Source organism: Agromyces sp. NPDC029043 (assembly GCF_055564615.1).
Genome location: NZ_JBVHVX010000022.1, coordinates 31,763 through 49,874, shown reverse-complemented (window position 1 = coordinate 49,874; position 18,112 = coordinate 31,763). Strand labels below are relative to the sequence as shown.

Annotated in this window: 21 protein-coding genes; 9 read left to right on the top strand and 12 right to left on the bottom strand. The window is 67.1% G+C overall.

Features of this window, described 5'->3' with window-relative positions:
• The first annotated feature begins 15 nt into the window (after window positions 1-15).
• On the top strand, window positions 16-666 hold the full coding sequence (upp, locus tag ACZ4TW_RS20665) for a uracil phosphoribosyltransferase (protein WP_465545906.1): 651 nt from the start codon (window positions 16-18) through the stop codon (window positions 664-666).
• Window positions 667-695: 29 nt separating this feature from the next.
• Here upp and ACZ4TW_RS20660 read toward each other — a convergent pair whose 3' ends face one another.
• Complete coding sequence (locus ACZ4TW_RS20660) at window positions 696-1,394, bottom strand: lysostaphin resistance A-like protein (protein WP_465545904.1); 699 nt, start codon at window positions 1,392-1,394, stop codon at window positions 696-698.
• A gap of 95 nt (window positions 1,395-1,489) precedes the next feature.
• On the opposite strand from ACZ4TW_RS20660, the gene ACZ4TW_RS20655 reads away from it, so the two are divergent.
• Entirely contained in the window at window positions 1,490-3,103 is a 1,614-nt protein-coding gene (locus ACZ4TW_RS20655) for an L-lactate permease (protein ID WP_465545902.1), read from the top strand.
• 1 nt (window position 3,104) lies between these two features.
• Here ACZ4TW_RS20655 and ACZ4TW_RS20650 read toward each other — a convergent pair whose 3' ends face one another.
• The 4 genes from ACZ4TW_RS20650 to ACZ4TW_RS20635 are packed head-to-tail and all read right to left on the bottom strand — an operon-like array spanning window position 3,105 to window position 6,464.
• Window positions 3,105-3,713, bottom strand: coding sequence for a TetR/AcrR family transcriptional regulator (locus ACZ4TW_RS20650; RefSeq protein WP_465545900.1), 609 nt, complete (start codon window positions 3,711-3,713; stop codon window positions 3,105-3,107).
• Window positions 3,710-4,546 carry an ABC transporter ATP-binding protein gene (locus ACZ4TW_RS20645; protein WP_465545898.1) on the bottom strand — a complete coding sequence of 279 codons (837 nt, stop codon included), beginning with the start codon at window positions 4,544-4,546 and terminating at the stop codon, window positions 3,710-3,712. The genes ACZ4TW_RS20650 and ACZ4TW_RS20645 overlap by 4 nt, the downstream gene beginning before the upstream one ends.
• A 38-nt stretch (window positions 4,547-4,584) precedes the next feature.
• Entirely contained in the window at window positions 4,585-5,406 is an 822-nt protein-coding gene (locus tag ACZ4TW_RS20640) for an ABC transporter ATP-binding protein (RefSeq protein WP_465545896.1), read from the bottom strand.
• Window positions 5,403-6,464 (bottom strand): ABC transporter permease, encoded by a 1,062-nt coding sequence (locus ACZ4TW_RS20635; RefSeq protein WP_465545894.1) that lies wholly within the window; start codon window positions 6,462-6,464, stop codon window positions 5,403-5,405. The genes ACZ4TW_RS20640 and ACZ4TW_RS20635 overlap by 4 nt, the downstream gene beginning before the upstream one ends.
• Window positions 6,465-6,535: 71 nt before the next feature.
• Between ACZ4TW_RS20635 and ACZ4TW_RS20630 the strand changes: the two genes are divergently transcribed.
• On the top strand, window positions 6,536-7,519 hold the full coding sequence (locus ACZ4TW_RS20630; RefSeq protein WP_465545892.1) for an arsenic resistance protein: 984 nt from the start codon (window positions 6,536-6,538) through the stop codon (window positions 7,517-7,519).
• Window positions 7,520-7,619: 100 nt separating this feature from the next.
• On the opposite strand, the gene ACZ4TW_RS20625 is transcribed toward ACZ4TW_RS20630, so the two are convergent.
• Complete coding sequence (locus ACZ4TW_RS20625; protein ID WP_465545890.1) at window positions 7,620-8,354, bottom strand: glucose 1-dehydrogenase; 735 nt, start codon at window positions 8,352-8,354, stop codon at window positions 7,620-7,622.
• A gap of 169 nt (window positions 8,355-8,523) precedes the next feature.
• Between ACZ4TW_RS20625 and ACZ4TW_RS20620 the strand changes: the two genes are divergently transcribed.
• From ACZ4TW_RS20620 to ACZ4TW_RS20610, 3 genes are all read left to right on the top strand, one after another.
• Entirely contained in the window at window positions 8,524-8,865 is a 342-nt protein-coding gene (locus ACZ4TW_RS20620; protein ID WP_465545888.1) for a hypothetical protein, read from the top strand.
• Entirely contained in the window at window positions 8,865-9,596 is a 732-nt protein-coding gene (locus tag ACZ4TW_RS20615; protein WP_465545886.1) for a hypothetical protein, read from the top strand. The genes ACZ4TW_RS20620 and ACZ4TW_RS20615 overlap by 1 nt, the downstream gene beginning before the upstream one ends.
• An 80-nt stretch (window positions 9,597-9,676) precedes the next feature.
• Window positions 9,677-11,419: an alpha/beta hydrolase gene (locus ACZ4TW_RS20610; RefSeq protein ID WP_465545884.1), complete on the top strand. Its 1,743-nt coding sequence runs from the start codon at window positions 9,677-9,679 to the stop codon at window positions 11,417-11,419.
• Window positions 11,420-11,438: 19 nt separating this feature from the next.
• Here the strand turns inward: ACZ4TW_RS20610 and ACZ4TW_RS20605 are convergent, their stop codons facing one another.
• The 4 genes from ACZ4TW_RS20605 to ACZ4TW_RS20590 form a co-directional block, all read right to left on the bottom strand.
• Window positions 11,439-11,921, bottom strand: a complete 483-nt coding sequence (locus tag ACZ4TW_RS20605; protein ID WP_465545883.1) for a nuclear transport factor 2 family protein — start codon at window positions 11,919-11,921, stop codon at window positions 11,439-11,441.
• Entirely contained in the window at window positions 11,914-12,417 is a 504-nt protein-coding gene (locus ACZ4TW_RS20600) for a hypothetical protein (RefSeq protein ID WP_465545881.1), read from the bottom strand. The genes ACZ4TW_RS20605 and ACZ4TW_RS20600 overlap by 8 nt, the downstream gene beginning before the upstream one ends.
• Window positions 12,418-12,748: 331 nt before the next feature.
• Complete coding sequence (locus tag ACZ4TW_RS20595; protein WP_465545879.1) at window positions 12,749-13,720, bottom strand: amidohydrolase family protein; 972 nt, start codon at window positions 13,718-13,720, stop codon at window positions 12,749-12,751.
• 74 nt (window positions 13,721-13,794) lie between these two features.
• Complete coding sequence (locus tag ACZ4TW_RS20590; protein ID WP_465545877.1) at window positions 13,795-14,469, bottom strand: PaaI family thioesterase; 675 nt, start codon at window positions 14,467-14,469, stop codon at window positions 13,795-13,797.
• Between the two features lie 75 nt (window positions 14,470-14,544).
• Here ACZ4TW_RS20590 and ACZ4TW_RS20585 point away from each other — a divergent pair, with 75 nt between their 5' ends.
• Window positions 14,545-15,372, top strand: a complete 828-nt coding sequence (locus tag ACZ4TW_RS20585) for a crotonase/enoyl-CoA hydratase family protein (RefSeq protein WP_465545875.1) — start codon at window positions 14,545-14,547, stop codon at window positions 15,370-15,372.
• A 99-nt stretch (window positions 15,373-15,471) separates the two neighbouring features.
• On the opposite strand, the gene ACZ4TW_RS20580 is transcribed toward ACZ4TW_RS20585, so the two are convergent.
• Both ACZ4TW_RS20580 and ACZ4TW_RS20575 read right to left on the bottom strand, forming a co-directional pair.
• Window positions 15,472-15,909 (bottom strand): nitroreductase/quinone reductase family protein, encoded by a 438-nt coding sequence (locus ACZ4TW_RS20580; RefSeq protein WP_465545873.1) that lies wholly within the window; start codon window positions 15,907-15,909, stop codon window positions 15,472-15,474.
• Window positions 15,910-15,989: 80 nt separating this feature from the next.
• Window positions 15,990-16,613 carry a TetR/AcrR family transcriptional regulator gene (locus tag ACZ4TW_RS20575; RefSeq protein ID WP_465545871.1) on the bottom strand — a complete coding sequence of 208 codons (624 nt, stop codon included), beginning with the start codon at window positions 16,611-16,613 and terminating at the stop codon, window positions 15,990-15,992.
• Between the two features lie 77 nt (window positions 16,614-16,690).
• On the opposite strand from ACZ4TW_RS20575, the gene ACZ4TW_RS20570 reads away from it, so the two are divergent.
• Window positions 16,691-17,116, top strand: a complete 426-nt coding sequence (locus ACZ4TW_RS20570; RefSeq protein WP_465545869.1) for a hypothetical protein — start codon at window positions 16,691-16,693, stop codon at window positions 17,114-17,116.
• 36 nt (window positions 17,117-17,152) lie between these two features.
• Window positions 17,153-18,112, top strand: coding sequence for an N-acetylglucosamine kinase (locus ACZ4TW_RS20565; protein ID WP_465545867.1), 960 nt, complete (start codon window positions 17,153-17,155; stop codon window positions 18,110-18,112).

Genomic DNA, 18,112 nt, shown 5'->3' with positions numbered 1-18,112 from the left:
GAGGAGAACCACCCGATGAGCAGCACCTCCACCCCCCAGGACAACGTCATCGTCGTCGAGCATCCACTGGTGCAGCACAAGCTGACCCTCATGCGGCAGAAACAGACCTCCACCAACGACTTCCGACGTCTGCTCGACGAGATCTCGATCCTGATGGCCTACGAGGTCCTCGCCGATGTCCCCATGCACGAGGTGGCCATCTCCACACCGCTGGAGGAGACGACCGGACGCGTCATCGACGGCAAGAAGGTGGTGTTCGCGTCGGTGTTGCGGGCGGGTTCCCCGATTGCCGACGGCATGCTCACCGTGGTGCCGGGTGCCCGCGTCGGGCATATCGGCCTGTACCGGGATGCGCGCTCGCAGGTCGTCGTCGAATACTATTTCAAGATGCCCGGATCGCTCGATGAGCGTGATGTCGTGATCGTGGATCCGCTTCTGGCAACCGGGCATTCGGCCGTGGCCGCCGTCGACCGAATCAAGGAGTACCGACCGAAGTCGATCAAGTTCGTCTGTCTGCTGACCTGCCCGGAGGGCATCGCCGAACTGCACAGCGCGCATCCCGACGTGCCGATCTACACCGCCGCCATCGACCGTGGACTCGATCACAACGGGTACATCCTGCCCGGCGTCGGCGACGCCGGTGACCGCATCTTCGGCACCGAGTAGGTACGGCGCCACGTGCCCGGCCCCCGCGATCAGCGGCCGGGCAAGTGCCAGGCCAGCGCCGCGCCCACCGCGCCGGCGGCGTTGAGGGACCAGTGCAGCGCGATGGGTGTCAGCAGACTGTCGGTGCGGTACCGGAGCCACGCGAGGATGACGCCCGCCGTGCCGGTCGCGATCACCGCGCCCAGGATGCCGGCGAGTTGGGCGAGCGTGCCGCTGCCGAGGACCGATCGGAAGCCGTCGTTCTGCTCGGTGAGCGCCAACGACGAAGCAATGTGCCAACATCCGAAGAGCACTGCACTGACACCGATGCCCACGCGCGGACTCCGGCGTCGGGTCAGCGCGCCCTGCAGCACACCCCGGAACATCACCTCTTCGGGGATGACCGTGCAGAACGGGATCACCACGAACGCGGCGATCACCGCGGTGGGTACTGAGTCATAGCGTTCGTTGAGGAAGAAGTGGCGCGTCGCCGGGATCAGGACGCCGACGGCGATCACCACCAGAACGGCGACGATGATCCGCAGCGCCCACGGCACGCCGCCGCGCAGTTGCCGCCGGGTGATGCCCAGCGCCGCTTGATCGAGATGATCGAGATGATCCGACCGCGCGAGGAGCAGGACGAAGAGGGCAGCGAGCGGCATCAGCACCAGGGCCGCGACGCCCCCGGCGAGGTGCGCGGTGATGTTCACCAACGCCAACACGGCCAGCACGGCGACGATCAACGGCATGCGCCATATCTCACCACAGTCGAGGGTCCGACAGTACGCTCAGACCAGCGGCGCGGCCGTGGCCTGATCACCGATCTCGGCGGAGGAGTCGACCGATGTGGAATCAGCAGTACGCACCGTTCGACAACGTCTACCTGTCCGCCCTCGTCGGCGCGATCCCGGTCCTCTTCTTCCTGCTCGCGTTGGTGGTGCTCAAGCTCAAGGGCATCACCGCCGCGCTGATCTCAGCGGTGCTCGCCGCGGTGGTGGCGTTCACCATCTTCGGTATGCCGTTCCCGAAGATAGTGGGTGCGGCACTCTACGGCGTCGTCTCGGGATTGTGGCCGATCGCGTGGATCGTGGTCCTCGCCGTCTGGCTGTACAAGATCGCGGTGAAGAGCGGGCAATTCACCGTGATCCGAACGTCGATCGGCGGCATCTCCACCGATCAACGCCTGCAGGTCTTGCTGATCGCGTTCTGTTTCGGTGGTCTCCTCGAAGGTGCCGCCGGATTCGGTGTACCGATCGCCATCTGCGCCGCACTGCTGGTCGAGTTGGGTTTCCGTCCGATCAAGGCCGCCATGCTCTGCCTGGTGGCCAACGCGGGTGCCGGCGCGTACGGGGCCATCGGTATCCCGGTCATCCAGGGCGCCAAGGTCGGTGGTGTCGATCTCGGTGAGCTGTCCACCTGGATGATTCCGGTCATCCAGGGACTCACCGCACTGATCCCGCTGATCCTGGTGGCGATCCTCGACGGATTCCGGGGTATCCGGCAGACGTGGCCGGCGTGGCTGATCATCGGCATCGTGTTCTCCGGTGCGCAGTCGCTGGTGTTGTGGTTGGCCGGTCCCGAGCTCACCGACATCTTGCCGCCGTTGTTGGCCATGGTCACCCTCGCCGGTCTGTGCCGGATCTGGCAGCCGTCGTTCACCTACCGGGAGGACTCCGCCGCCGCACCCGATACGACGAAGTATTCCGTCTGGGAGATCATCAAGGCCTGGTCACCGTTCTACTTCCTGACCGGTGCGATCCTGGTGTGGAGCCTGCCGTGGTTCAAGGACCTGTTCACCGAGGGCGGGCTGCTGCATTTCACCGTGCTCAACATCCACATGCCGTGGATCGACAACACCATCGTGCAGCATCCGCCGGTGGCCGCGGCGGCGGCGCCGATGCCCGCGGTGTGGCAGGTCAGCCTCATCGGTGCCAGCGGCACCGCCGTACTGGCGGCGATCCTGGTCACCGGCGCCTTCGCGAAGATCACCGTGCCCGAAGCCATCGATCAGCTGCGTGCGGCCATCTCCGACCTGTGGCGACCGATCCTGTTGATCCTGCTCGTGCTCGCGCTGGCCTATATCGCGAATCTGTCCGGCGCCACCGCGGCGATCGGCTTGGCGCTGGCGAATGTGGGCGAGGTGTTCCCGCTGGTCTCCCCGATCATCGGCTGGATCGGTGTGTTCATCACCGGCTCGGTGGTCAACAACAACACCCTGTTCGCCAAGTTGCAGGCAGTTACGGCTCAGCAGATCGGCGTCGACCCGACGCTGCTCGTCGCGTCCAACACCGGCGGCGGAACGATGGCCAAACTCGTGTCCGCGCAGTCGATTGCGATCGCCGCGGGCGCCGTCGGCGAGACCGGTAACGAGTCGGCGATCCTCCGGGCCGCGCTCAAGTATTCGCTCGCATTCCTGGTCGTGGTGTGTGTGACCGTCTTCCTGCTCGCGCAGCTGTGATCTACAAGTCCCCGGTGAGATAGCGGTGCACCGTCACCCCGACGGTGGATGCGAGCTCGTCGGCCGACGCCTCGGCGATCGGCGGGAGCGCAATAATGAAGCGGGACATCGCCAATCCCATCGTCTGGGAGACGGCCAGCGCGATGCGTTCCTCGGACCGATCCGGGCGGATCAGATCGCCGAGCATCCCCGACACCATCCCGACGACCAATGTTCGAAACGATTCGGCGACGTCGTCGTCGACGAGCGCCACCCGGATCAGGGCGATCATCCGGTGGCGGACCTCCGGGTGCTCATCCCAGAGCGTCACCACCGCCCGGACGAGTTCCACCCCGACCTCCCCCGACCCGGCGCGGACCTCGACGAGGCGTCGACGGACGTCGGCGGTCAGGTCCTCGGGCGGACGCAGCGCCGCGAGCAGCAGCCCCCGCTTGGTGCCGAAGTAGTGATGGATGAGTGCGGCGTCGACGCCGGCGCGGGTGGCGACCGAGCGCATCGTCGTACGTTCGAATCCCTTCTCGGCGAACAACTCACGCGCCGCGCCGAGAATGCCCTCGCGATTGCGCTCGGCGCCCGGCCCGCCCGGCGGACGGCCCCGGGGTCGGCTCACGCGGAGACCTCGCGGGACAGGGCGAGCATCCGCTCCTCAAGGGTCGCCGGGACCGGATCGACCTGCGCGGAGAGTCCGGCAGAGGTGAGCAGGGCGGTGATCGTCGGGATCGGGGTATCGACGACGCGGACATCGCGCCCGGCCAGGATCACCGGCAGGTCGGCGGTGTTGAGCACGTCGAAGGCGCGTGCCCAGTCGTCGACGCGGACCAGCGCGGCGCGGGTGTCCCCGATGACCTCGTCCTCGCTTCCCCGTCCGACGACCCGGCCGGATGCCATGAGCACCAGACGATCACACTGCTGCGCCTCCTCCATGTAGTGCGTGGTGACCAGGACGCCGACCCCGTCGTCGGCCTGGGATCGGATGGTGTCCCACAGCCGGGCCCGGGCCAATGCGTCCACCCCGGAGGTCGGCTCGTCGAGCACGAGTACCCGCGGCCGGTGCGCCAGCGCCACCGCGAAAGCAACCTGGCGCGCCGTACCCAACGGAAGATCCGACACCAGGCGATCACTCGCGGCGGTGAGATCACCGGTCGGCTCAGGAACATCGACACCATAGATCCCGCAGGCGAATTCGAGGTTCTCGGCGACCGTGAGGTCCTGATACAGGCCCAGTCCCTGCGGGACATAGCCAAGGCGTCGACGCCGCTCCCGGTCGGGTGAGCCGCCGAGCAGCGCCACCCGACCGGAGGTGACGCGCGCCAGCCCCAGCAGCATCGTGATGAGTGTCGTCTTGCCCGCGCCGTTCGCGCCGAGCAGACCGACGACGTCGCCGGCCATGACGTCGATGCTGACGTCGTCGACGGCCGTGACGTCACCAAACCGTTTGCTCACCTGTGTCGCGGACAGTACCGGCGCAGGCCGCGGCGCGGTCATGAGGTCACCACCAGACGACGCCTCAACGACAGCGCGATGACGATGTCCTCGAGATCCGGTTCGATGTGGTTCCGCGGGCCCGGATCGGTTCCGGGCGGCCAGTATTCATGCCGTGCCCGCCCCCGCCGCCACGACCACGGGGTACGGGCGGGCACCTCGTCGACGGTGATCGTGCCGGGGAATCCCGCGCGCACGTCGTCGAACGCCCCGTGGACCAAGGTGTGCCCGTCGTCGAGGACGAGTAACTCGCCCGCGCGCTCTGCCTCGTCGAGATAGGTGGTCGCGAGGATGACGCCCGCACCCTCGGCGGCGGCCTGCGACACCATGCGCCACATGTCCACTCGGCTCACGGGATCGACGCCGGTGGTGGGTTCGTCGAGCACGATGAAGGAGGGGCGGTGGATCATGGCCATCGCGACACCGAGCTTGCGGCGCATACCTCCCGACAGGGCCGCGGCCGGGCGATCCGAGGCGTGCGTCAGTCCCGCGCGGGCGATCATGTCGGTGCACCGCAGTGCCAGGCCTTCCCCGGCCAGACCATACGTGCCACCCACGAATTCGAGATTCTGCCGGACCGTCAGCGCCGCCCAACTCCCCGGACCGTCGGGCAGGAAACCGATCTCCCGTTTCCCGGGGGCCACGACGGTCCCGGTATCGACCGGGATCTCGCGGACCAGTGCGCGCAGCAACGTCGATTTCCCGGCGCCGTCACCACCGACCACCGCGACGATGCTCCCCGCCCCGACCTCGACGTCCACATCGGTCAGCGCACGGGTGTGCCCATAGGACACCCCGATGCCCCGTGCCGACGCGATCACGCCGGCACCGTGTCGTCGTCGGCGGTCGGTGACGCACCCGACGACGACCCGGGCGCCAGATCCCGTCGGAAGCGCAGAGTCGCCGCGGTGAAGACGACCACGGCCATCACCGCCAGGACCAGGATGGGCAGCCACAGCGAGGACAGCGTCGCACCGCGCAGCATGACGCCCTGCGAGATCATCGTGAAGTAGGTCAGCGGGAGCAGATAGCCGATCCAGCGGACGCCCGCGGCCATCGCATCGAGCGGAAAGATCATGCCGGACAACAGGATCTGTGGGAGCAGGAAGAAGAAGGCGGTCTGGATGGCCTGCCCCGCCGTCTGCGACAGCGTCGAGATCAGCAGCCCGAGACCCATGACGACGAAGAGGAACAGCGCCGCGCCGAGGACGAAGATGCCGACGTTGCCGTTGAACGGGACGCCGAAGAGCACCATCCCGAGGATCGTCACGATTGCCATGTCGAGTGCGGCGAGGAGGAAGTACGGGATGATCTTGCCCAGGATGACCTGGCTGGGCCGGATCGGCATGACCGCGAGCTGCTCCAGGGTGCCGGCCTCGCGTTCCCGGACCAGTCCGATGCTCGTGATGATGGTGCCGATGAAGGTGAGGATGAGACCGATGATCGCGGGCACCATCACCCACGAGGTCTTGAGGTCAGGGTTATAGAGCACCGTCGTCTGTACCCGGTCGCCCGCCCGGTTCAGCGCCGACACGGTCGATTGCGCGGCGAACAGATTGGAGCCGTCGACCAGTGCGATCACGGTTCCGCCGCCACTCCCGGTGACGAGCGCGACGTCGACCTTGTTGTCGCGCAACAACTCTTCTGCGGTGGCGCGGGTTCCCGCGGAGTCGGAGACGGTCACGTCGAAGAAGTCCGGGAGGGTGTGCTCGGCCTGGCTTGCCGCGGGCCCGACGGCCGCGGTCGTCACCGAGGAGACATAGAAGTTCGCGGCGTATCCGAAGATGACGAGGAGCAGCAACGGCATTGCTATCAGCATCGCGAGCGTCCGCCGATCCCGGACCAGTTCACGGAATTCCTTGACGATCATCGCCTTCATACGGTCGAGCGTATGCCGCGGAAGTATTTAGGTCAACGGTTGGTGAATTATGGATCGGACAGAATGGACGCGTGATCGATGGACGCGTGATGACCGAGACGACGGCGTGGCTGGATCGTCGGCAGGTACCGGTGTACGTCGGGGCGATCATCGTCGGCACCCTCTGCGGGCTCCTGACGCCCGACCTGGGCACAGCGCTGACCGGTCTGATCAACCCCGCACTCGCGGCGCTGCTGTATGTGACGTTCCTGCAGGTGCCCATCGCCGAACTCGGACGTGCACTGCGCGATCTGCGATTCGCCTCGGCGGTGCTGGTCGTCAACTTTCTGGTGGTACCGCTGGTGGTTGCCGGGTTGATCCGGTTCGCGCCGGATGATCGCGGCATCCGGATCGGCATACTGCTGGTGCTGTTGTGTCCGTGCGTGGATTACGTGGTGGTCTTCACCAGACTCGCCGGTGGCGCATCGGTGCGATTGCTCGCGACGACACCGGCGCTCCTGCTGGTGCAGCTGCTCATGCTGCCGCTGTATCTGACGCTGTTCTTCGACGACGATCTGGCCGACGCGCTCGACGTCCGACCCTTTGTCGAGGCGTTCCTCGTCGTGATCGTGATCCCGCTGGCGCTCGCCTGGATCACCCAATGGGCTTCTCGCCGAACTACTCTCGCGCAGCGCGTGGAGCGGGTCGGCGAGGTTGCGATGGTGCCACTGATGGTGGCGGTGCTGGTCATCATCACCGCGTCACAGGTGCCGCAACTCGACGGTCGGTTCGGCGACGTCGTCGCCGTCGCCCCGATCTACGTGGTGTTCCTCGCGGTCATGGTGATCCTGGGCGCCTGGCTGTCGCGGGCGTGGCGCCTGGACGTCGGGGCACGTCGTGCGGTGGCGTTCTCCGGTGCGACACGCAATTCCCTGGTCATCATGCCGCTGGCTCTCGCACTGCCCGCGGGCCTCGAGGTGGCCGCGGCGGTCGTCGTGCTGCAGACGCTCGTCGAGGTCATCGGCATGGCGATCTGCGTGCGCGCCGTTCCCCGACTGATTCCCGACCGGGCCTGATCCGGTCGGGGCCTGATCCGGTCGGGGCCTGATCCGGTCGGGGCCTGATCCGGTCGGGGCCTGATCCGGTCGGGGCCTGATCCGGTCGGGGCAGGCAAAGCTACTTGTGCGGAACGTCGGCGGACAGACCGCCGTCCATGACGAATTCCGATCCCGTCGCATACGACGACTCGTCACTGGCGAGGAAGACGACGAAGGTCGAGACCTCGGCGGAGTCGGCGGCGCGGCCCATCGGCACCTTCACCATGTCCTCCGGGATCCCCTCGGTCATCGGCGTGCGGATCAGGCCGGGATGGATCGAGTTGACCCGCACGTTGTGCGGCGCCAACTCCAGTGCCGCCGACTTCGCGAGTCCCCGCACATCCCACTTCGACGCGACGTAGCCGTGCGCCCACGGGCTGCCGCGCAGACCCTCCACCGACGACACGTTGATGATCGATCCGCCGCCGGCGGCGATCATCGGATCGGCGACGGTCTGGATGCCGATGAAGGTGCCCGTCAGGTTGACGTCGATGATTTGCTGCCACTTGTCGAGCCGGAACTTCTGAATCGTGGAGCCGTTCACGATGCCGGCGTTGTTCACCAACACGTTGAGTTTCCCGAATTCGTCGACGGCGGTACCGACGGCCGCCTGCCAGTCCTCGGGTGAGGTCACGTCGAGGTGCACATACCGGGCGGCGGGGCCGATCTCCTCCGCGAGAGCCTTGCCCTCCTCGTCGAGGATGTCGCCGATGACGACCTTCGCCCCCTCCGCAACCAGTGCCCGCGCATGCGAGGCACCCATGCCCCGTGCGCCACCGGTGATCACTGCAACTTTGTCGTCCACTCGTCCCATGGCGAGCACCCTACCTCGCAGAACGCGAAATGAGAACACGTTCTAGACGGCCGGGCGGCGGCCGTGATCTACTCATATGGACAGGAGTCCGGACATCTGTACATTGACCTGCGGCAACCCCGCGGAGACCCGGATCTCGACACTCACCGACGAGGAGAATCTTTCACCCATGACCATTCGTGTCGCTCATGTCGGAACCGGGAATGTGGGACGTCTGGCGCTCACCCAACTCATCGAGGATCCGCGCTTCGAACTCGTCGGACTCTGCGTCTCGACACCGGAGAAGGTGGGCCGCGATGCCGGTGAACTCGCGGGCCTGCCGGTGACGACCGGGATCACCGCGACCGACTCGCTCGACGAGCTGATCGCCACCGCCCCCGATTGCGCCGTCTACTGCGCGATGGGTGATACCCGCCCGATCGAGGCGTTCGAGGACTGCCGCCGACTCCTCGCCGCGGGCATCGACGTCGTGGGCTCGGCACCGGGCGGACTCCAGTCCCCTGGGGCGTGATGCCGGAGAAGGCCATCGCGAAGATCGAGGAGACGGCGACCGCGGCCGACGCGTCGATCTTCATCAGCGGCGTCGACCCGGGCTTCGCCAATGACCTCATCCCATTCGCCTTCGCCGGCACCTGCCAGCGGGTCGAACAGGTCCGCTGCATGGAGATCGCCGACTATGCGACCTACGACGGCAGCACGGTCATGTTCGACGTGATGGGTTTCGGCAAACCCGTCGACGAGACACCGATGCTGTTTCTGCCCGGCATCCTCGGGATGGCATGGGGCACCACGATGCAGATCCTGGCGGCGGGTTTCGGCGTCACCATCGACGAGATCCGTGAACACCACGACAGCGAGCCCGCACCGGAGGCGTTCGACATCGCCGCCCGGCGCGTGGAGAAGGGCACGCGGGCCGCGGTGCGCTTCGAGATCATCGGCATCGTCGACGACAAGCCGGCCATCGTGATCGAGCACGTCACCCGACTGCGCGATGATCTGCGCCCGGACTGGGCCCGACCGGCACAGGCCGGCGGCTCGTATCGGGTCGAGATCGTCGGCGAACCGTCGTATGTGATCGACATCTGTCCGACGAGTCGGCGGGGCGATCACAATCACGCCGCCATCGTCGCCGGCGCCGGTCGAGTCGTGAACGCGATCCCCGCCGTCGTCGACGCCCCGGCCGGCATCCGGACCACGCTCGACCTGCCGTTGATCATCGGCCCCGGTCTACGACCGTTCTGACCACGGTCGAGTTAAGCTTCTCGCGTCCATCGCCACCGGGCGCCGTCGACTCGCGACTGCCCATCGACATGAGGAGCGCCGTGAGCGACGTCGCCGAGACCGATTCTGCCAAGGTCCCCGAGTCCCCCGAGGTCGTCGACGTCGTCGAGGTCGAAGGCAGTGACGTCGAGCCGGCGCGCCCCGACTGGTGGCGACGCCAGGTCGCGAAGTACGAGTTCACCGGCATGGTGTTCGCGGTGATCTTCATGCTGCTCTCGGGCACACCGTCGTTGCTGCCGCGCGGCTCCTTCTTCCAGGGTGTCGTCACCGGCGCGTCGGCGGCCGTCGGATACGCCGTCGGCGTGTTCGTCGCCTGGCTCGCCCGGTTCCTGATCTCGCGGCCGACACGCTGGAATCAGCCCAAGGCACCGATGTGGATCGCCCTGGGTGTCGCCGCACTCATCGGCGTCATCTTCATGCTGTACGGATTCTCACAGTGGCAGAACGAGATCCGCGATCTGATGGGTGTCGAGCATCTGCGCGGCTGGGACTATCCGATCGCCCTGGTCGTCGCCATCGTCGTCTTCGCACTGTTGATGGCGATCGGTCGCGGCTGGGCGTGGTTGATGCGACGCCTGAGCCACGTGGGCGGCCGGTGGCTACCACCGCGTATCGCCGGGGCGATCGCCGCCGTGATCGTCGTGGTGCTCACGATCTTCGTCCTCAACGGTGTCGTCGCCGAATACGGGATGAAGGCCCTGAACTCGAGTTTCGCGGAACTGAACAACGAGACCACCGCGGACTCCGCACCACCCACCTCGCCGCTGCGCAGCGGAGGTCCGGAGTCGCTGGTGAGCTGGGATTCGCTGGGACGGCAGGGCCGCATCTTCGTCTCGAACGGCCCGACCGTCGAACAACTCACCGAGTTCAACGGCACCCCCGCGATGGAACCGATCCGCGTGTTCAGCGGACTCGAATCGGCCGACAACCTCAGGGAGAGTGCGGAACTCGCGGCCCAGGAACTCGAGCGTGCCGGTGGACTGCAGCGCAAGGTCGTCGCGATCGCGTCGACGACCGGAACGGGCTGGATCAACCGTGCCACCGTCGACAGCCTCGAGTACATGTACAACGGCGACATCGCGACAGTGAGCATGCAGTACTCGTATCTGCCGAGTTGGATCTCGTTCCTGGTGGACAAGGAGCGCGCACGGCAGGCCGGGCAGGCCCTGTTCGAGGCCGTCGACGAACGCATTCGTGCATTGCCCGAAGCTCAGCGACCGAAGGTCGTCGTCTTCGGTGAGAGCCTCGGATCGTTCGGTGCGGAATCGGCTTTCGGCACCATCCCGGACATCGCCGCCCGCACCGACGGCGCGCTGTTCAGTGGTCCGACGTTCAACAATTCGCTGTGGCGCGACACCACGCGCGATCGCGACGAGGGCAGCCCGGAGCGCCTCCCGATCTACGACAACGGCACTCAGGTGCGGTTTGCCGCCGAGGCACAGACCGACCTGTCCCGGCCGAGTGGGCAGTGGGGCGATTCCCGGATCGTGTATCTGCAGCACGCGTCGGACCCGATCACCTGGTGGTCCCCGGGCCTGATCCTCAACGAACCCGACTGGCTGAAGGAACCGCGCGGCAACGACGTTCTATCCGCGACACACTGGATTCCGTTCGTCACCTTCCTGCAGGTGTCCGCGGACATGGCGGTCTCGACCGGGGTTCCCGACGGCCACGGGCACACCTACCTGAGTGACATCCCGTACGCGTGGGCGGAGATCCTGCGCCCGGCGGGATGGACGCCGGAGAAGACCGCGAAGCTCGTACCGCTGCTGCGGCGGGACTGATCCGTGGGCCGACCGGGGCTCAGACGAGACCGGACGCGTCGAACAGCCAACTGGTGTCGGCGGCGGCCAGTTGCTGCATCCAGTCCGTCGGCGCGCCGTTGAGCAGCGTCGCCGAATCCCAGTAGTCCTTCCACACCGTGACCTTGCCGTCGACGACGCGGTGCACCGAGACGAACGGCAACTCGACGACCTCGCCGGTGGCGAAGTGCCACGTCTCGGAGTGTTCGTAGATCACGTCGGCGCCGTTGCTCACGATGATCCCGTCATGATTCGTGTACTGCGGCCAACGGTTCCAGGCCGACCTTGAGACGCTTGACGGTGTCGGCGGGCCGCGGGCCGCCAGCGCGGCTCCGTAGGGCACGTCGAGATAGATCGCGTCGTCGGCGATATGAGCGGCGACGGCGTCCCAGTCCCGGGCGGCCAGGGCGCGCCACATCGCCAGGACGATCTCCGCGTTGGCGTCGGTGTTCGGGTTCTGAGTGGTGTTGTCGCGGTCAGACACCGACGGCCACCTCCTCGGCAGCTGAGTGGGTATCGCCCGAAACCGCCGGCGCGGCAACACCGGCGCGCAGGAACTGGCCGGTCCGGGCAACCCCGGCGATGCCGGTGGGCACTCCCCGGTCGATCACCTTGCGGCCGCTGACGTAGACCGACCGCACCGTCTCGTCGTTGCGGTTGACCATCCGTCGCAGGCCGTCATATGCGGGCACCGGCGCCTCGTGATAGCTCTCGACGGAGTCGTCGAGGTGCTCGGGGTCGATGACGACGAGATCCGCCCGATCCCCCATCCGCAGATATCCCGCGTCGAGGTCGTACCACTTGGCCAGCTCACCGGTGAGCCGGTGCACCGCCGCCTCGATCGTGAGGAACGGCTGTCCGTCCCGCGAGGCATCCCGGACATGTTTGCGCAGACGCAGCCCGCAGTTGTAGAACGCCATGTTCCGCAAGTGTGCGCCCGCGTCGGAGAATCCCATCTGGATACCGGGCTCGCGGGCCATCTGCCGGAGCACCTCGGGGCGGTGATTGGAAATGGTCGTGCGCAGCGCAATTCGCGGCCATGCTCGAGGACGAGATCGAGGAAGGCGTCCACCGGGTGAACCCCGCCGCGCTCCACACCGACCTCCCCGAAGGACTTGCCGATCACCGACGCATCCGGACATTCGACGATGAGCGCGTCGAAGAAGTCGCGATGCCACACGCGGACACCGAATTTCGACTCGTAGTCGTGACGGAAGCGACGTCGGTACTCCTCATCGCGCAGCAACTCGTTGCGTTCGACCTCCTGCGACAGATGCAGCGCCGCCGCACCGGAACCGAACTCCTCGAAGGTCACCAGATCGATGCCGTCGGCGTAGACCTCGAACGGCACCGGCAGATGCTGCCAGCGGAGTCGCCGTCGTGGCGGTTGACGAAACCCGCGAGCGGACCCATCAGCTTGATGGCATACGGATTGGACTTGACGTCGGCCGCCGACAGCAGGCTCGTCTTGAGCAGCGGACGCCCGAAGCCCAGTGATGTCAGCGCCTGAGTGAAGACGTTCGCCGGATTCTGGATGTCGGGACCGGCCTGAAGGACCCGACCCGCCCTGCGCAACAACGACTTCAGCCGACGGAGTTCCCGAGCCTTGGCGTAGGTCGACGGCAGGGTGCGCGACCGGCACGTGTCACCGTCGACCTTGTCGAAGAGCAACTGCTGCGAGGACATGCTGACGAATCCCTCGTCGAGCGCGGCGGCGAGCCAGCGCTCCATGGTGCGTTGTTCGGCGCGCGTCGGTCGAACGGATTTCTGTGTGGCGCGGTCGAGTCCCATCGCGGCGGTCCGCATGTCGGAGTGCCCGATGAACGCGGCGATGTTCGGTCCGAGTGCGCGAGATTCCAGTGCGCTGACATAGTCGGCGGCACCGTCCCAGGTGCGGTGGGCGTCGACGATGCTCAGCACGTGCTCGCGGGGAATCGCCTCCACCCGACCGAACAGATCCCCCGCATCGGAGCCCCCGACGTGGATCGTCGACAGGGAGCACGACCCGACCAGGACGGTGGTGACACCGTGGCGCAGCGACTCCGACAGGTCCGGTTGCGCGAGCACCTCGACGTCGTAGTGGGTGTGGATGTCGACGAATCCCGGGAGTACCCAGTGACCGGCGGCGTCGACGACGTCGTCGCACCCGGTCTCGTCGAGTGGGTCGGCGGAGATCGCGGCGACGTGGCCGTCGCGGAGTCCGATCGTGCGGATCGCAGGCGGTGAACCCGTCCCGTCGAACCAGAGGCCGTCGCGGATGATGGTGTCGTAGCTCACACTCATCGGTTCATTAGAACCGACAACCGGCCATCAGTGGACAGAATTTGAGAAATGTCTACTCAACCCTGGCGGTGCCCTCAGGCGTCGCCGACGCCGGAACGGAGATGGGCGGCACTCGCCTCTCGGGCCCAGCGCGGCAGGATGAACACACCCTCGGCCTCGGCGCAGATACCGTCAGCAGTGGAAATGGTGCCCTTGGCAAAGGACTTCACACCCTCGACGCGATCGAGCCAGGCATCGGCGCGGACCCGTCCGAGTTTGGTGCCCTGCCGGTAACGGATCGTGAGGGTCCCGGTCATGCCGGGAGCGCCCGCGTGCTCGGCGGCGGCGCCCAGTGCCTGATCGAGGATGGCGGCCAACATGCCGCCGTGGACCAGGCCCGCAGGCCCCTCGTAGGCGGCACCGAGATCGAATTCGGCCCAGCAGATCTGATCCTGCGCGTCCGGGTCGGGGAAGACCATGTCGACCGGGGCAGCGATGGGATTCTGCGCACCCATCACCGCGTTACCCCAGGCCCGTTTGGTGCCGTCACGGCCGAAGCGCACGCCGAACGAGCCGTCGAGTTGTTTGTCGGCGAGCAGCGCCGTGGCCGCGGCGATGTGTTCCCGGGCGGCGGCGATCGCGGCGTCGTCGACCTCGGTCCGCACGGTCGCATCGATCAGTGCCCGCACGTCGTTTGTGAGCGGCCCGATCACCGCGTGCAACGCATCGATCTCGGCTGCCGTCAGATCGTCACTGAAATACCCACTCATCTTTTTGTTCTAGCAGGTCGTGCGCGGCAGCCCGCAGCCGAACCTCCGCTCGGGCGCCGGGTAACGTCTGCGTCCATGAGCGATCAACAGTGGAAAGCCTTCGAGGTGTCGGTCGCCGATCATGTCGCCGAGGTGACGTTGATCGGCCCGGGCAAGGGCAACGCGATGGGTCCGGATTTCTGGCGTGAACTGCCCGAGATCATGGGCCAACTCGACGCCGACGAGGCGGTGCGGGCCGTCGTCCTGACCGGTGCGGGCAGGAACTTCTCCTACGGCCTCGATCTCGGCGCGATGGCCGGCGATCTGGCCGAGGTCCTCTCCGAGGGAGCCAGGGCCGCGGCGCGGACCCGCTTCCACGACACGGTCCGTCGGATGCAGTCCGCCATCAGCTCGGTCGCCGACTGCCGCAAGCCGGTTGTCGCGGCCGTGTCCGGCTGGTGCATCGGCGGAGGCGTCGACCTGATCAGCGCCGCCGACATCCGCTATGCCGCCACGGACGCGAAGTTCAGCGTCCGTGAGGTCAAGGTCGCGATGGTCGCGGATGTGGGCACGCTGGCGCGCATCGGAACGCTGATCGGCGACGGCCACGTCCGGGAACTCGCCCTGACCGGCAAGGACATCGACGCCGCGCACGCGCTGCGGATCGGGTTGCTCAACGACGTCGCGGAGTCGCCGGAGGCCGCACTGGCGCAGGCGCGCGCAACCGCTGCCGAGATCGCCGCGAATCCCCCACTCGTCGTGCACGGGGTCAAGGCGGTGCTCGATCACAGTCGTCGGGCCGCGGTGGAGGACTCACTGCGCTACGTCGCCGCGTGGAACGCCGCCTTCCTCCCCTCGGCGGACCTCACCGAGGCCGTCGCCGCTGTCTTCGAGAAGCGGACGCCCGAGTTTCGCGGCGAGTGACCCTGCGCCGCGAGTGACGTTGCGTTGCAAGTGACGTTGCGCTGCGAGTGACGTTGCGCTGCGAGTGACGTTGCCGGCCCGACTGCTGCGCGGTGGGTATCACCGCTCGGTGGCGACCTCGGTGAGGCGGAACAGCGGGATCGCCCGGTTGGTGCGCTGCTCGTAGAGATCGAAGTTCGGCCAGACCGACCGCAGCTGCTGCCACCCGGCCGCACGGGCATCGTCGTGGAGTTCGACGGCGGTCACCGTGCGCGACGCACCCCGGTAGATCACCCCGAAGGACCGACCGTCGAGTGCGCGGATGTTGCCGACCCACTGCGGTGTGGTGTCGCCGCCGAAGAAAGACCCGGCGATGAGCCAGTCGTCGCCGTCGGGGACGGTCAGCAGCCGCGTCGTACGCACGATTCCGCTCTTGCGACCGGGCACCTGCAGGGTGATGTTGGGCAGTGCGGCGATGTCGAGCAAGCCGTAGCGCTGGCCGGTGAGGCGCTGAACTGCGTTGTCGCACTTGACAATCTGTGGGAGAAGCCGGGGCATCCAGCTGATGGAACCGATTTTCACGGCAAGACGTGTACGCAGGGGCATGAGTGTCAGTGTGTCATCCGCATCGCGGCCCGTCACTCGTGCGCGGTGAGGTAGGCGACGATCGCGTTGGTGAGTCCACGCCGAGCCTCGTCGAGATCGGCGTAGGTGCCGAGTTGCTTTTCCGAGACGATGCCGCGCATCGCCCCGGGGATGAACGCCGCGACCTCGCGCACCCGGACCGGATCGACGTCGAGTCCGTCGAAGGCGCTCAGACACAATTGCGCCCAGGTCTCCTTCCACGAGGCGAGTTCGGCTGCGGTACGGGGGAATTGGCGTTCGAGTTCGACATTATCGCGCGGTAGCGCCGCACGCAGGTTCTCGATGGCCCGGGACACGGGTGCGTCCAGTCCGGTGAACAGCGTGTCGACGATCGTCGTGACCCGATCACGCAGCGACAGATCGCCGTGGGCGCGCAATCCCATCCCGCCACGTTGTTCCGCGGTGTGATGCAGGACCGCCGCCCACAGTCCGTCGACGTCGCCGAACTGATACTTCACCGCGCCCCAGGTGGCACCGATGTCCTTGGCGATCCGGTTGGCCGAGACCGACCCGGGTTTTCCGGATGCCAACGACTGCACCGCGGCGGAGAGCATGTTCTCCCGCGTTGCCTGGCCGCGACGATTGGCGCGCCGTCCCTCGACGCCGAGATCGGTCATGGCGAGATCCTAACGTCGGCGCCGGGCCTGTGGATAACTCCGCGGGCCCCGACGCATTGCGCCGCATGATCATCGGCATGACAACACAACCGCATTTCGACGACGATCCCATCGACTCGGACATGATGATCGGCACGCCGGTCGTCGCCGACACCGCACTGCGCGACACCTGGCATCGGATGGTCCTGCCCCTCGGCTTCTCGAAACGGGAACTGTGGGTGATGATGCTGCAGGACGACTGTCTGACCAAGGTGCTCATCCGCATCGACGACTGGCCGCAGTTCGTCGACCGCACCGGTGTCGAAAATCTCATGACGATGATGACCAGACTCGATCTGCCCGACCTGTCCGCGGCGTGCCTGCTGATCCGCCCCGGTGCCGGCACACCGACCTTCCTCGACCGGCAGTGGGCCAAGACCATCGAGATCTGTGCGGCCGAGGCGGGTGTCCGCGTGCGTCGCACCCATCTGGCGACCGACGAGGATGTGCTCACGCTGCGGTGAGCCCAGACGAGGGAGTCGCGGAGTAGGTTGACCTCCATGGCACGGTTGCTCATCGACGGAGGTCAGACCGGCACCCGACTGCGCGTCGTCGACGATGGGCAGGTGCTGGCCGATGTCGAGGCCGGTGGCGTCCACACCGACGCACCGGTCGTACCGCAGATCGCGACGCTGGCCACGCAGGTCCTCGACGGTACGTCGACCAGCACGGCATCGGTGGCGGTCGAGTCGGTATCGGTCGAGTCGGTATCGGTGGGCCTGTCCGGTCTGACGCCGGAGGCCTCCCGCCCCGACGAATTGCGCGACGCGCTCACCGACCGCGGCGTCACGCAGGTTGCCCTGGCCCACGATTCGATCACCGCCTACCTCGCCGCCAACGGGCGCCACCGTGGCGCGGTGACCGCGGTGGGCACCGGTGTCGTGACACTCGGTGTGGGGGCAACCTCCACCGCGCGGGTCGACGGGTGGGGCCATCTCGTCGGTGATGCCGGCAGCGGCTATTGGATCGGGCGCGCCGGTATCGACGCCGCGCTGCGGGCCTTCGACGGCCGCGGTCGCACCACCGCACTCGAGGAAGCCGCCCGCGCCGCCTTCGGTCCGCTGCCGGAGCTCTATATGTCGCTCCAGGGAGATCCGGCGCGGGTCTCGCGCATCGCCGGTTTCGCGAAGACCGTCGCAGCAGTCGCCGATGACGGCGATCTCGTTGCGGCACAGATCAATCGGTCGGCGGCCGAGGAACTCGCGATCTCGGTGCACGCCGCGCTGGTGCGCTGCGGCTGGACGCCGGGCGACGCCGGCCGATGGCGGGTCAGCTGGATGGGTGCGGTACTCAAACACAACCGGCCGATCCGCGATCATTTCACCGAGTCGGTGGTGCGGACCGCACCGGGCGTCATCGTCGAACCTCCCGCCGGGGAACCGCTCGACGGTGTGGGCCTCCTGCTCGACGTGCCGCCGGCGGATCCGCTGTATCGCGAGATCCGCCGGGCGCCGTCGTGA

Bases quoted from the DNA above. Each gene is read 5' to 3' on its own strand.
- ACZ4TW_RS20565 (WP_465545867.1), top strand. From the start codon at position 17,153: ATGGCACGGTTGCTCATCGACGGAGGTCAGACCGGCACCCGACTGCGC.
- ACZ4TW_RS20625 (WP_465545890.1), bottom strand. From the start codon at position 8,354: ATGGGACGAGTGGACGACAAAGTTGCAGTGATCACCGGTGGCGCACGG.
- ACZ4TW_RS20620 (WP_465545888.1), top strand. From the start codon at position 8,524: ATGACCATTCGTGTCGCTCATGTCGGAACCGGGAATGTGGGACGTCTG.
- ACZ4TW_RS20585 (WP_465545875.1), top strand. From the start codon at position 14,545: ATGAGCGATCAACAGTGGAAAGCCTTCGAGGTGTCGGTCGCCGATCAT.
- ACZ4TW_RS20570 (WP_465545869.1), top strand. From the start codon at position 16,691: ATGACAACACAACCGCATTTCGACGACGATCCCATCGACTCGGACATG.
- ACZ4TW_RS20600 (WP_465545881.1), bottom strand. From the start codon at position 12,417: ATGGCCCGCGAGCCCGGTATCCAGATGGGATTCTCCGACGCGGGCGCA.
- ACZ4TW_RS20635 (WP_465545894.1), bottom strand. From the start codon at position 6,464: ATGAAGGCGATGATCGTCAAGGAATTCCGTGAACTGGTCCGGGATCGG.
- ACZ4TW_RS20575 (WP_465545871.1), bottom strand. From the start codon at position 16,613: ATGACCGATCTCGGCGTCGAGGGACGGCGCGCCAATCGTCGCGGCCAG.
- ACZ4TW_RS20590 (WP_465545877.1), bottom strand. From the start codon at position 14,469: ATGAGTGGGTATTTCAGTGACGATCTGACGGCAGCCGAGATCGATGCG.
- ACZ4TW_RS20615 (WP_465545886.1), top strand. From the start codon at position 8,865: ATGCCGGAGAAGGCCATCGCGAAGATCGAGGAGACGGCGACCGCGGCC.
- ACZ4TW_RS20655 (WP_465545902.1), top strand. From the start codon at position 1,490: ATGTGGAATCAGCAGTACGCACCGTTCGACAACGTCTACCTGTCCGCC.
- ACZ4TW_RS20660 (WP_465545904.1), bottom strand. From the start codon at position 1,394: ATGCCGTTGATCGTCGCCGTGCTGGCCGTGTTGGCGTTGGTGAACATC.
- ACZ4TW_RS20580 (WP_465545873.1), bottom strand. From the start codon at position 15,909: ATGCCCCGGCTTCTCCCACAGATTGTCAAGTGCGACAACGCAGTTCAG.
- upp (WP_465545906.1), top strand. From the start codon at position 16: ATGAGCAGCACCTCCACCCCCCAGGACAACGTCATCGTCGTCGAGCAT.
- ACZ4TW_RS20595 (WP_465545879.1), bottom strand. From the start codon at position 13,720: ATGAGTGTGAGCTACGACACCATCATCCGCGACGGCCTCTGGTTCGAC.